Genomic DNA, 12,482 nt, shown 5'->3' with positions numbered 1-12,482 from the left:
GCTGGCCGCCGGAGAGCTGCCCGGGCAGGGCCGCGAGGGTGTGGCCGGGCAGTCCTACCAGGTCGAGCAGCTCCTCGACGCGGGCCTCGCGCGCCTCGCGGGTGCCGCGCCGGTGCACGTCCAGCGGGTCGAGCAGGATCTGCCGGACCGTGAGACGCGGGTTGAGGGCCGTGGACGGGTCCTGGAAGACGACGCCTACGGCCGAGCCGAAGTCGTTGCGCCGTTCGGCGGCCGGCATGTCCCACAGGTCGCGCCCGTGGAAGAGGACCTCGCCCTCGGTGGGCTTCTGCAGTCCGGTCAGGACCCGGGCGAGTGTGGACTTGCCGCAGCCGGACTCGCCGACCAGGCCCACGATCTCGCCGCGCTCGACCTCCAGCGTGGCGTCGGTCAGCGCATGGACGGCGTCCCGGCTGAAGAGGCCTCCGCTGCGTGCCTTGTGGCGTACGTGAACGCCGTTGAGCCTGATCACAGGGCGCTCCCTTCCAGCTTCTTCGCGGCGGCGGCCTCGGCCGGGTGGTGGCAGGCGAAGCCGTGGTCCTTCGTGGTGCCGCGCCCGGTGAGGGCGGGGGTCGTGGTGCGGCAGAGGTCGGTCGCGGCACCGCAGCGGCCGGCGAAGCGGCATCCCGCTCCGAAGCCCTGGGGTGCGGGGACGACTCCGCGGATCTGGTGGAGCCGGTCGGCGCCGGCTTCCAGGGAGACGACGGAGCCGAGGAGGCCGCGGCTGTAGTGGTGGGCGGGGTCGGTGAGGACGGAGCGGGTGTCGCCGACCTCGGCGAGCCGGCCCGCGTACATCACGGCGACCCGGTGTGAGAGGTCGCCGACCAGGGCGAGGTCGTGCGAGACCAGCACCATGGCGAAGCCGAGCTCGTCGCGGAGCCGGATGAGGAGCTCGACGACCTGGGCCTGGACGGTGACGTCGAGGGCGGTGGTCGGTTCGTCCGCGATAAGGAGGCGGGGGCTGCGGGACAGGGCCATGGCGATGAGTACGCGCTGACGCTGGCCGCCGGAGAGCTCGTGCGGGTAGCTGCGCAGGGTGCGCTCGGGCGGGAGTCCGACGAGTTCGAGGAGCTCGGCGGGGGTCTTGGTGCCGCCGCGCGATGTCAGCTGCCCCAGCTGGGTGCCGACGAGCACCGAGGGGTTGAGGGAGGAGAGCGCGTCCTGGTAGACCATCGCGATCTCGGGGCCCATCAGGGCGCGGCGTTCCTTGGGCGGGAGCTTCAGCAGGTCCCGGCCGCGGTAGAGGATCTCGCCGCTGACCTCGGCGTTGCGGGCGAGGAGACCCATGACGGCGAGGCTGGTGATGGACTTTCCGCAGCCGGACTCGCCGACCAGGCCGAGGGTCTCGCCCTCGTGGACGGTGAAGTTCAGCCGGTCGACGACGGGGATGTCGCCGTAGCGGTCCGGGAAGCGGATCGCCAGGTCCCGTACGACGAGGAGTTCGTCGGCGTCCTCACGTACCGGGGTGATGGCGGGCTCGGTGGCGTTGATGTGCCCGGCGAGCTTGGCGAGGGCGGCGTCGATGTCGACGGTGGCGGCGGCCTCGACCGGGTCCGGTGCCGTGGTGGTGGCGGAGTCGACTGCGGCGCGGGCGCTCGGCGCTGCGGAGGCGTCGGTGAGGCCTTCGGAGAGGATGTTGAGCGCGAGGACGGTGATCAGGAGGGCCAGGCCGGGGAAGAAGGTGGCCCACCAGCCGCCGGCCAGGAGGATCTGCCGGCCGTAGGCGAGGACGCTGCCCCAGCTGGGGTCGGGGTCCTGGACGCCGGCTCCGATGAAGGAGAGGCTGGCCTCGAAGATGATGGCCTCGGCCACCATGACGGTCGCGAACACCATGACCGGGGCCATGCAGTTGACGGCGACGTGACGGAGCACGATGTAGCCGCGCCGGGCACCGATGACCTTCTCGGCCGCCACGTAGTCCTCGCCGTACTGCGCGAGCACGTTGGCGCGTACGACACGGGCGAGGGAGGGGGTGTAGACGAAGGCGATGGTGAAGATGATCACCGGGACGCTGGTGCCGAAGACGGCGACCAGGACGGCCGCGAGCGCGATCGGCGGGAACGACATGACGACGTCGAGGACGCGCATGACGGACTCGTCGCCGAACTTGCGCGAGGTGGCGGCGAGCGAGCCGAGGACGGCCCCGGCGACCAGGGCGCAGGCGGTCGCGCCGAGGCCGATGACCAGCGAGTAGCGCGAACCGTGGATGACACGGGCGAACACGTCGCGTCCCGCCCGGTCGGTGCCGAAGAAGTGGTCGCCGCTCGGGGCCTGGACGGGGGTGCCCGTGGCCAGCGGATCCTGGGTGAGCAGGGGGGCGAACACGGCGCCGAGGATCACGGCGATCAGTACCCCGAGGGCGATGCGGGAGGTGACCGGGAGGGCGCGGAACGCGATGCCCGGTCGGGAGAGCTTGGTGGCCAGACGGCCCGTGGCGAACATGTCACACCGTCCTGATGCGCGGGTTGACCAGCAGGTAGAGCAGGTCGACGATGACGTTGACCACCAGGAAGGCGATGGCGATGGTCAGTACGGTGCCCTGGACCAGGGCGACATCGCCGCCGGTGACACCTTCGAGGATGAGTTTTCCCATGCCGGGCAGGTCGAAGATCGCTTCGATGACGACGGCACCGCTGAGCAGGTAGCCGACCTTGACGCCGAGCACGGTGAGCGGGGTGACGAGCGCGTTGCGCAGCACCGAGCGGATCACCAGGAGGACCGGCAGGCCGTTGCCCCGGGCGGTACGGACGTAGTCGCGGTCGAGTTCGGCGACCATCGAGGTGCGGACGAGGCGTGCGAGCGACGCGGCGACGGGCACGGCGAGCGAGACGGCGGGCAGGGCCATGGTGGTGAGCCAGCCGCTGAACGAGTCGGCGGGGTTGGTGTATCCGCCGGTCGGGAAGATGCGGGTGTTCAGTGCGAACTGCTGGATGAGCAGGACGCCGAGCCAGAAGGACGGGACGGCGACCCCGGCCATGGACAGGACCCGGAAGAGCTGGTCGGGCCAGCGGTCGCGGTACATCGCGCCCAGGACACCGCCGACGACGGCGAGGACGACGGCGAGGAGCAGGCCCAGGAAGGTCAGCTGGAGCGTGAGGGGGAACGCCGCCGTGATCCGGTCGATCACGGGCTGGCTCGGCGGGACGGTCATACCGAGGTCGAAGTGGAGCAGCTGACCGAGGAAGTCGAAGTAGCGGACGGGCAACGGGTCGTTGAGCCCGTTGGCCTCCGCGAAGGCTTCTCTGGCCTCGGGGCCGGCGCTCTCTCCGAGCGCGTTGTAGGCCGGGTCGGCCGGCGAGAACTGCAGCACCACGAATACGAGCAGTGCGATGCCGAGGATCATCACCGGCATCATCGCGACGCGGCGCAGCGCGAGCCGGAGAAAAGCAACCATCGTCGGGTTCCTTGCGAGGTGGGCGGACGGCGGGCCCGGGCCGCCGGGGAGGGCGGCCCGGGCCGGTGGGCGTCAGGCGCGGCCGACGTCCAGGAAGGACAGGCCGGTGGTGGGCAGCGGCTTGAAGCCGGGCAGGGCCTTCTCGTTCCAGGCGGTGGGCAGCTTGCGGTGGAGGATGGGGTAGAGCGCGGCCTCGTCGGCGACGATGTCGGTGATCTGCCCCCACAGCTGCTTGCGGGCTGCCTCGTCGGTGGCCTGGGCGGCCTTGTCGAGGAGCTGCTTGACCTTCTTGTACTCGGCGGTCCTGGACCAGCCGTAGCGCTTCTCCGGCCAGAAGCCGTAGTAGAACCAGCGCATCAGGAGGTCCACGTCGTTGCCGAAGACCGAGGGGTCGCCGGGTGCGACGAGGACCTCGAAGTCGCCGCCGTCGACCTTGGCGTACTGCGCCGCGGACTGGGCGATGCCGAGGGTGGCCTCGATGCCGGCCTCCGCCCAGCTCTCCTTGAGCAGCGGGGCGATGTCCTTGACCCAGCCGGTGTCGGTGGTCAGGACGGTGAACTTGAGGTTCTTCACCCCCGCTTCGGCGAGCAGCTTCCTGGCCTCGGCCACGTCGTGGGTGTAGACCGTGGCGGCCTCGTGGTAGTCCGGGTGGGTGGTGGGGACGTAGCCCGTGGCGGCCGTCGCGTTCCCGACCATGGCTGTCTTGATGATCTTCTCGGTGTCCAGCGCGTAGTGCAGGGCCTGGCGGACCCGCTTGTCGGCGAACCGCTTGTCGGCGGTGTTGAACATCAGGAAGAGCAGGCCGAAGGACTGCACGGCCTCGGTCTTCGCCGCGGCGGAGAGCCCGTTCACGTCGATGTACGGGACGTCCTCGATGGCCTGGACGCGGCCGGACTGCATGGCGCTGACTCGGGCCGACTGGTCCGATATCAGGCGCCAGATCATCTTCTTGGCCTTGGCCGGGTGCGAGCCGTTGTACTTGTCGTACTTCTCGAAGACGATCTTGTCTTCGCGGGTCGCCGAAATGAACTTGTACGGCCCGGAGCCGACGGGCTTGGCGTCGAACCCCTTGACGTCCGCCTCGACGATCTTCTTCGGCACGATGCGGGCGACCGCGATGCGGGAGGGGAAGAGCGCGAAGGCGTACTTGAGCTTGAACTCGACCGTCTTCGCGTCGACGGCGGTGATCGTGTCGATGAAGGGCACGAACTGCGCCATCAGCGACGCGTTCTTCTCGTCGAGGATGCGTTCGAAGCTGAACACGACGTCCTCGGCGGTGACCGGTGAGCCGTCGTGGAAGGTCGCGCCGTCGCGGAGGGTGGCGCGGTAGGTGGTGGCGTTGATCTTCTTCGGCATCTCGGTGGCGAGCGCGGGGCGGGCCACGAGCGTGACCGGATCGAGATCGACCAGGCCTTCGAAGATGTGCATATTGGCCGCGTACGGCGTGGCCCCCGACGTGATCATCGGGTCGAATCCGGTCGACAGGGGGTACGACATGCCGGCTTCGATCGTGCCGTTTCCGTCGCTCTCACCCGTCTCGCCGTCGGCGGTCGAGGAGGGGCCGCCGCACGCGGAAAGGCTTGCCGTGATGGCGGCGGCCGCACCGATGAAGCCTGTGTAACGCAGGAACGTACGGCGCTCGACGCCGGCTGGCCTCAGCTCGGGCACGGGTCCTCCAGGGGACGTTGAGGGGAAGCGATGGGTGGAGAACAGCTGTTTCGGTGGCTTTCGGAATCCCGAGGAACCACTGAGCATCAGACGTCAGATGTCTGATGCCTTGATAGCGTGGGAACGTAGCTTGACAATCGAGAGGGGTCAAGAGGTGGGGAGTTCACATATGTCCGGCACGCGACCCGGTCGCACCCTGTTGCGACAGGAAGTCGTCGAGGGCATCAAGCGCTACATCCTCGACGAACGGCTGCGCCCCGGGGACCCGCTTCCCACGGAGCCGGCCCTGTGCGAGGCGCTCGGCGCCAGCCGGTCCAGCGTCCGGGAGGCCGTCAAGATCCTCGCCGCCCTGGACATCGTCGAGGTACGCCACGGCCACGGGACGTACGTCGGCCGGCTGAGCCTGTCCGCACTGGTGGAGAGCCTCACCTTCCGCGGTCTGCTCTCCCCCGACGACGACTTCCAGGTCCTGGCCGACCTCGTCGACGTGCGCGAACTCTTCGAGCGGGGCATGGCCGACCGGATCATCTCCTCGCTCAGCACCGAGCAGCTCGACAGCCTGGACGGCCTGGTGGCCACCATGCGCACCACCGGCTCGGGCGAGGGACACGGCTTCGTCGCCGCGGACCGGGCCTTCCACGCCCTGCTCGTGGCCCCCGTCGGCAACGACCTGATCGGCCAGCTCTCGATGGCCTTCTGGGACGTCTACACGATCGTCGCACCACACCTCGACGGATTCACCCACGCCGACGAGACGGCGACGGTCGCCGCCCACCAGAACATCGTCGACGCGGCCCGGGCCGGCGACGTCCCCGCGTTCCTCAAGGCCCTCGACGAGCACTACGCACCGGTCAGGCGGCGGATCGCCGAGGCCAGGGCGCGCGGGGCGAACCAGTCCTGACCGCGGGGCGCCGCGCCCTCCGCCCCCGCCCCCGTGGCGGGGGCTCCCGCCCCACCTCACTCTTGACGTCCGGCCGCGAAGCTCCCTAAGGTCCGGTTGCCACCAGGACATCTGACGTCTTCTGTCCTGTCGCTTCCCGCACCCCTGGAGGGCACAGCCATGCCGTTGGCCGATCTCCCACTCGAGGACTGCCACGCCTACCGGCCCGAACTGCCCCTGCCCGACGGCTTCGACGACTTCTGGTCCGGCACCCTGAGCGAGGCGCTCCTGGACGGCGCCCCGGACAAGCCACGGTACGAACAGGTCGACTGCGGGCTGACCCGGGTCCGTACGTACGACGTGAGCATCCCGGGATACGGCGGCCGGCCGGTGCGCGGCTGGCTGCACATGCCCGCCGGCGCCACCGAACCGCTCGGCTGCGTCGTCGAGTACCTCGGGTACGGGCGCGGCCGGGGTCTCGCGCACGAGCAGCTGATGTGGGCGTGCGCCGGATACGCGCACCTGATCATGGACACCCGCGGGCAGGGGTGGTCCACGGCGGGCGGCGACACCGACGACACCGGTCCCGGGGCGGCCGGAACCGTGCCGGGCTTCCTGACCCGGGGCATCGAGAGCCCCGAAACCTACTACTACCGGCGGGTGTTCACCGACGCGGTCCGCTGCGTGGAGGCGATGCGCGAGCACCCCGAGATCGACCCCTCCCGCATCGTGGTGACCGGGGTCAGCCAGGGCGGCGGTATCGCGCTGGCCGTGTCCGGGCTGGTGGAGGGGCTGGCCGGAGTGATGCCGGACGTGCCGTTCCTGTGCAACATCCCCCGGGGCGCGCGGATCGCCGGAATGCCCCCGTACACCGAGATCGCCGCCTACCTCCGGCTCCACCGCGGCCGCGCCGAGTCCGTCTTCCGCACCCTGGCGTACTTCGACGCGGCACAGCACGCCACCCGGGCGACCGCGCCCGCACTGTTCTCCATCGCGATGATGGACGAAATCTGCCCGCCCTCCACCTGCTTCACGGCCTACAACCGTTACGCGGGCCCCAAGGACGTACGCGTCTACGGGTTCAACGGCCACGAGGGCGGCGGCGAGCACCACCGGGCGGAACAACTGGCCTGGGTGCGCTCGCTGTTCGCCGGCCTCCCGACCGGGCAGGCCGGCCTCTCCTGACCGCGGGAAGCCCGTGACGCGCCGGCGCCCACGCCACGCTCCGCTCCATCTCCGCACCTCTCCCCCCTCACAAGAAGAGAGACTGTTCATGCAGCGCAGAGTCACCGTCGCCATGCTGTCCGCCGCCGTCATGGTGGCCACCGCGGCCGGCACCGCCCACGGCGCACCCTCCGCCGCGGCCGCGGCCGGCGAACTGACCTCCCAGGACATCGCGACCCAGGGCGTCGGATCCCCCTACTACCGCATTCCCGCGCTGACCACCTCCGTCAAGGGCACCCTGCTCGCCGCCTACGACTCCCGTCCCACGCTGGGCGACCTGCCCGGCAACCTCGGGATCGTCCTGCGCCGCAGTACCGACGGCGGCACCACCTGGCAGACCCAGCAGGTGGTCCGCAAGGAGGCCGCACCCAAGGGATTCGGCGACCCCAGCCTGCTCGTGGACCGCACCACGGGCCGGATCTTCGTCTTCTACGCCGGCTCCGTGAACCAGGGCTTCTTCGGCTCGGCCACCGGGAACGACGAGACCGATCCGAACGTCCTCCAGGCCGACTACAGCTACTCCGACGACGACGGGGTGACCTGGACGCACCGGCGGATCACCAGCCAGATCAAGAACCCGGCCTGGGGCGGTATGTTCGCGGCGTCCGGCGAGGGCATCCAGGTGCGCAACGGCGCGTACAAGGGGCGGCTGATCCAGCAGTACGCGATCCGCAGCAACGGGGCCAACTACGCGGTCAGCGCCTACAGCGACGACCACGGCGCGACCTGGAGGACGGGCAACCCGGTCGGTCCCGGCGGGGACGAGAACAAGACCGTCGAGCTGTCCGACGGCCGGATCATGCTCAACAACCGCTCCGCGCCCTACCGCACGATCGCGTACTCCACGGACGGCGGCGTCAACTACACGCCGTTCACCCAGGACACCAACCTGCCCGACCCGGCGAACAACGGCTCGGTCATCCGCTACGCCCCGGACGCCCCCGCGTCCGATCCGAAGGCCTCGTGGCTGCTGTTCAGCAACACGGAGAGCACCTCCTCGCGGATCAACCTCACCGTGAAGATGTCCTGCGACAGCGGGAAGACCTGGCCGATCCGCAAGGTCGTCAACCCCGGCAGTGCCGCGTACTCGACGCTGACACGGCTGCCGGACGGCCGGGTCGGACTGCTCTACGAGCGTGACAACTACAAGAACATCACCTACTCCTCGTTCGACCTGCAGTGGCTCGGCGGCACCTGCGCGGACATCACCATCACCCCGCCTGCGACCATGAAGGCGGGTACGACCACGGAGGTCACCGTCCGGGTCGTCAACCGGATGGACGTGACCCGCAGCGCGGGCACGCTCGACCTGACGGTGCCGTCCGGCTGGACGACCAGGCAGGTGGCCTTCCCCGCGACCCGGCCGGGTGAGGGCGCGAACATCAAGGTCCCTGTCACGATTCCGGCCGGCGCCTCCGGGGACCACAAGCTCACCGTGACCTACAAGGCCGACGGCAAGCAGGCGTCCGGCAGCAGGACGGTGACCGTGACCCCGTGACGCCCCGTCACGAGGGAGGTGTTGTTCCCCCGGTCGCACCCCGCCGGCTGCGACGATGGGAACGGCACCTCCCGGGACGACGACAGGCGGCATCGGCATGGCGGCAACGGGCTTACGGATGGGCGTGGTCGGCGGCAGCATCGCCGGGTGTGCGATGGCGGTCGCGGGCATCAGGGCGGGGGCGGACGTCACCGTGTACGAGCGCAGCGCGGGCGCGCTCCAGGACCGGGGGCTCGGGATCGTCATCCCACCCGCTCTGCACGAGCGGCTGGTCGCCGCGGGCTATCTGGGCGCCGCCATGCCGACCGCTCCCGTGGCGACCCGCGTCTGGCTGACCCGGGCGCCCGGTGGGCGGTCGGCGCGCGAGTTCGCCCGCCAGCCCAGTCCGGTCACCCCGTGCAACTGGGGTCTGTTGTGGCAGGCGTTGCGCACCGCAGCCACCGGCGCGCGCTACCACCGGGGGCGCCCGGTCACCTCCGTCGGGCGGACCACCGCCGGGCGCGCTGTCGTCCGTACGGCCGAGGGCGAGGAGACGTACGACGTCGTCGCGGGCGCCGACGGGCACCGCTCGCTCACCCGCCGCGTCCTGGCACCCGGCCTGCGGCCCGCTCCGGCCGGGTACGCGGTGTGGCGTGGCACGCTACCGCTGAGCGCGCTCGCGGACCATCGCGGTCCTCTGGAGCTGCTGCGCGGCGCCTGGGTCACGATCGGTTACCCGGGCGGGCACGGCATCTTCTACCTGATCCCCGGTGGCAACGGCGCCGGCCCGGACGACCGGCTGCTCGCCTACGCGGTCTACGCGACCCCGCCCGGCACCGGCCGGTCGCCGGACGAGACAGGATACGTACGGCAGTTGGCGGATGAGCACTTCCCGGCGGAATGGGCGGAGATCGTGGCCCGCGGCGAGCACACCGCGATGACCTGCCACCCCGTCTCCGACCTGCACGCGCCCCTCGCCGCAGACCCGCCGTTCCTGCTCGCCGGCGACGCCGCTGGGGTCACGCGCCCGCACACGGCGAGCGGGGCGGTCAAGGCGCTGCAGGACGCCCTGTGTCTGGAGGGGGCGCTACGGGCGGCCGCCTCCCCCGCCGACGCGCTGCGGCTCTACGCAGGTGAGCGCACCCCGGAGGGGGCACGGCTGGTGGAGCTGGGCCGCAGGCTGGGCCGCGCCCAGGTGGAGCGGACCCCGGACTGGAGCGTGATGGACCAGGGCGCGGTGGACGCGTGGTGCCGCGCGACCCTGGCGGGCAGCAGCAGCTACCTCTACGCGGACGTGGGTACGGAACCGGGTGCCGGTGCGGGCACCGGCACGGGATGAGGTTCGAGGCGGTGGCGGATGCCGTCGAAGTGGGTGCGCATGGCGCGTACCGCGCGCTCGCCGTCGGCCGCCGCGAGTGCCTCGACGATCTCGTGGTGCTGGGCGCAGGTGACGGCGGGGTCCTGATGACCGTCGTCCATGTCCTCGCGCACTCGGTCCATGGCCGCCCAGAACGCGTCCAGCACCTCGCTGAGCAGGTGGTTGTCGAGCGAGGCGTAGAGCGCGAGGTGGAAGGCCCGGTCGGTGGTCCGGGCGACCCGTCCGCCGCGGGCGGCGTCGGACTCCATCCTGGCGACGAGCGCCCGCAGTACGGCGAGGTCCTCGGCGGGGACCCCTGCGGTGACGGCGCCGACCAGTCCGGCCTCCAGCGCCTCACGCACCTTCATGAGCTCCAGCAGGCCCGGCTCGCCCTGTCCGTGCCGGACGGCGGCCCGGAAGGCCAGCCCCTCGACGAAGGGCGACAGGGAGAGGGAGCCGACGAAGGTCCCGAAGCCGCGCCGGATCTCGACGACGTGCATGGCCTGCAACGCCTTGAGCGCCTCGCGCACCGAGACCCGGCCGGCGTCGAACACGTCCATCAGCTCGGTCTCGGTGGGCAGCGGGTCGCCCGGTCCGAGCCGGCGTTCGAGGATCAGTTCCTTGACCCTTCGCTCGATGTCCTGAGCCATGGTGGGGCGGGCCACAACAGTCCTCCTGGGGTGTCGCCGGCCGCCGGCACCTCTTGACCGGCCGCCGGGACATCTGCTTAAGGTGAGTCCAGACATAGGACATCTTACGTCTCATGTCTCGGTCCTGTCTCCCCTTCCGGCGACGGACCCGCGTTCCGAACGAGCTGGAGCTCTTCACCATGCCCCTGACCGCACCGCTGCACGGCGTCGTACCGCCGGTCTGCACCCCGCTCGACGACCGCGGGGAGGTCGACACGGCCTCTCTCACCCGGCTCGTCGGCCACCTCGTCGACGGCGGTGTGCACGGGCTCTTCGCCCTCGGTTCGACCAGCGAGGTCGCCTATCTGACGGACGCCCAGCGCGCCACCGCCCTGGAGACCGTGGTCACCGCCGCCGCCGGGCGGGTCCCGGTCCTCGCCGGGGTCATCGACACGACGACCGCGCGGGTCACCGAGCACGCCCGGACCGCCGCCCGGCTCGGCGCGGACGCCCTCGTCGCGACCGCGCCCTTCTACACCCGCACGCACCCCAAGGAGACCGCCGGGCATTTCCGCCGGCTGCGCGACGCCGTCGACCTGCCGCTGTTCGCCTACGACATCCCGGTGGCCGTGCACTCCAAGCTCTCCACCGCCCTGGTGCGCGAGCTCGCCGAGGACGGCACCCTGGCCGGCCTCAAGGACAGCAGCGGTGACGAGGGCGGGCTGCGCCGGCTGATCGTGGAGTTCGGCGGGCGCGAGGGCCGGGCGCAGGGCCCGGTGCCGCACTTCAGCGTGCTGACCGGCTCCGAACTCACCGTCGACGCGGCCCTGCTGGCCGGCACCGACGGCGTCGTGCCGGGCATCGGCAACGTGGACCCGGCCGGCTACGTCCGGCTGTACGACGCGGCGCGCGCCGGTGACTGGGTGCTCGCCGCCCGGGAGCAGGAGCGTCTCATCGGGCTGTTCGCCATGGTCGACGCCGGTCCGGAGCAGGACATGGGCCGCAGCTCCTCGGCACTCGGCTCCTTCAAGGAGGCGCTGCGACTGCTCGGTGTCATCGACAACGGGGCCACCGCCTTCCCGCAGATCCCGCTCTCCGCCGACTCCGTCGCGCTCGTCGCGGAGCGGCTGCGCGGCGCCGGTCTGCCGCCGGTCCGATGAACGCGGCGACCGGTGCCGCGGTGATCGGCCTCGATCTCGGCGGCACGAAGATCGCGGCGGCCCTGTTCGCCGCCGACGGCACGGTGCTGGACCGGCACACCAGGCCCACCCCGGCCAGGGACGGTGCGGCGGCGGTGCTCGACGCGCTCGCCGCGGCGGCCGCCGAGGTGGACCCCGGCGGGCTGGCCTCGGCGCTCGGTATCGCCGCCGCCGGGGTCGTCGATCCCCGCAGCGGCATGGTCACCAGTGCCACCGACTCGATCAGCGGCTGGGCGGGAACCGCGCTCGGCGCGGGCCTCGCGGACCGTACGGGCCTGCCGGTGGCCTGCGACAACGACGTACGCGCCACCGCCGGGCCGGAGCTCGCCGCGCTGGCGGACCGCCATGGTTCGCTGCTGTTCGCCGCCGTCGGCACAGGCGTGGGCGGCGCCCTCGCCGTCGACGGGCAGATGCTGCACGGGGCGTCCGGTATCGCCGGCCACCTCGGCCATCTGCCCAGCGCGGAGGCGACGGGGCTTCCCTGCACCTGCGGTGCCACCGGTCATCTGGAGGTCATCGCCTCCGGTCCGGGCATCACCGCGCACTACGAGCGGCTCACCGGCGCCCCGGCGGGCCGGCTCGAAACGGTCGCCGACCGCGCCGCCCAGGGTGAACAGGCCGCCGTACACGCCATCACCACCGGAGCGAGGGCCGCCG

Annotated in this window: 11 protein-coding genes; 6 read left to right on the top strand and 5 right to left on the bottom strand. The window is 71.4% G+C overall.

What is annotated here, in order from left to right; all coding sequences use genetic code 11:
• The 4 genes from BFF76_RS26950 to BFF76_RS26935 form a co-directional block, all read right to left on the bottom strand.
• A partial coding sequence (locus tag BFF76_RS26950; RefSeq protein WP_141695667.1) for an ATP-binding cassette domain-containing protein occupies positions 1-469 on the bottom strand: 469 nt, incomplete at its 3' end.
• The gene (locus BFF76_RS26945) at positions 466-2,439 is read right to left on the bottom strand and encodes a dipeptide/oligopeptide/nickel ABC transporter permease/ATP-binding protein (RefSeq protein ID WP_031095350.1); all 1,974 of its coding nucleotides are present in this window, start codon (positions 2,437-2,439) and stop codon (positions 466-468) included. The genes BFF76_RS26945 and BFF76_RS26950, both read right to left, overlap by 4 nt.
• 1 nt (position 2,440) lies before the next feature.
• Positions 2,441-3,391 (bottom strand): ABC transporter permease, encoded by a 951-nt coding sequence (locus BFF76_RS26940; protein WP_031095351.1) that lies wholly within the window; start codon positions 3,389-3,391, stop codon positions 2,441-2,443.
• A 72-nt stretch (positions 3,392-3,463) separates the two neighbouring features.
• Entirely contained in the window at positions 3,464-5,059 is a 1,596-nt protein-coding gene (locus BFF76_RS26935; RefSeq protein WP_065849239.1) for an ABC transporter substrate-binding protein, read from the bottom strand.
• A gap of 169 nt (positions 5,060-5,228) precedes the next feature.
• Here BFF76_RS26935 and BFF76_RS26930 point away from each other — a divergent pair, with 169 nt between their 5' ends.
• The 4 genes from BFF76_RS26930 (at position 5,229) to BFF76_RS26915 (ending at position 9,979) form a co-directional block, all read left to right on the top strand.
• Positions 5,229-5,960 (top strand): FadR/GntR family transcriptional regulator, encoded by a 732-nt coding sequence (locus tag BFF76_RS26930; protein ID WP_031095353.1) that lies wholly within the window; start codon positions 5,229-5,231, stop codon positions 5,958-5,960.
• Between the two features lie 159 nt (positions 5,961-6,119).
• Positions 6,120-7,124: an acetylxylan esterase gene (locus BFF76_RS26925; RefSeq protein ID WP_031095354.1), complete on the top strand. Its 1,005-nt coding sequence runs from the start codon at positions 6,120-6,122 to the stop codon at positions 7,122-7,124.
• An 88-nt stretch (positions 7,125-7,212) separates the two neighbouring features.
• On the top strand, positions 7,213-8,661 hold the full coding sequence (locus tag BFF76_RS26920; protein WP_065849238.1) for a sialidase family protein: 1,449 nt from the start codon (positions 7,213-7,215) through the stop codon (positions 8,659-8,661).
• 55 nt (positions 8,662-8,716) lie between these two features.
• On the top strand, positions 8,717-9,979 hold the full coding sequence (locus BFF76_RS26915) for an FAD-dependent monooxygenase (protein ID WP_244167349.1): 1,263 nt from the start codon (positions 8,717-8,719) through the stop codon (positions 9,977-9,979).
• On the opposite strand, the gene BFF76_RS26910 is transcribed toward BFF76_RS26915, so the two are convergent.
• Positions 9,925-10,662, bottom strand: a complete 738-nt coding sequence (locus BFF76_RS26910) for a FadR/GntR family transcriptional regulator (protein WP_051834639.1) — start codon at positions 10,660-10,662, stop codon at positions 9,925-9,927. The genes BFF76_RS26915 and BFF76_RS26910 overlap by 55 nt on opposite strands.
• 164 nt (positions 10,663-10,826) lie before the next feature.
• Here BFF76_RS26910 and BFF76_RS26905 point away from each other — a divergent pair, with 164 nt between their 5' ends.
• A complete protein-coding gene (locus BFF76_RS26905; RefSeq protein WP_065849237.1) occupies positions 10,827-11,786 on the top strand; it encodes a dihydrodipicolinate synthase family protein in 960 nt (319 codons plus the stop codon).
• A partial coding sequence (locus tag BFF76_RS26900) for an ROK family protein (RefSeq protein WP_065849236.1) occupies positions 11,783-12,482 on the top strand: 700 nt, incomplete at its 3' end. The genes BFF76_RS26905 and BFF76_RS26900, both read left to right, overlap by 4 nt.

This window comes from Streptomyces mutomycini (assembly GCF_001700505.1).
In the GTDB taxonomy this organism is placed as follows: domain Bacteria; phylum Actinomycetota; class Actinomycetes; order Streptomycetales; family Streptomycetaceae; genus Streptomyces; species Streptomyces mutomycini.
This window is presented reverse-complemented; position numbering and strand designations above follow the sequence as displayed.

Coding starts and splice junctions, on each gene's coding strand:
- BFF76_RS26920 (WP_065849238.1), top strand. CDS start 7,213: ATGCAGCGCAGAGTCACCGTCGCCATGCTGTCCGCCGCCGTCATGGTG.
- BFF76_RS26905 (WP_065849237.1), top strand. CDS start 10,827: ATGCCCCTGACCGCACCGCTGCACGGCGTCGTACCGCCGGTCTGCACC.
- BFF76_RS26940 (WP_031095351.1), bottom strand. CDS start 3,391: ATGGTTGCTTTTCTCCGGCTCGCGCTGCGCCGCGTCGCGATGATGCCG.
- BFF76_RS26930 (WP_031095353.1), top strand. CDS start 5,229: ATGTCCGGCACGCGACCCGGTCGCACCCTGTTGCGACAGGAAGTCGTC.
- BFF76_RS26945 (WP_031095350.1), bottom strand. CDS start 2,439: ATGTTCGCCACGGGCCGTCTGGCCACCAAGCTCTCCCGACCGGGCATC.
- BFF76_RS26925 (WP_031095354.1), top strand. CDS start 6,120: ATGCCGTTGGCCGATCTCCCACTCGAGGACTGCCACGCCTACCGGCCC.
- BFF76_RS26915 (WP_244167349.1), top strand. CDS start 8,717: ATGGGAACGGCACCTCCCGGGACGACGACAGGCGGCATCGGCATGGCG.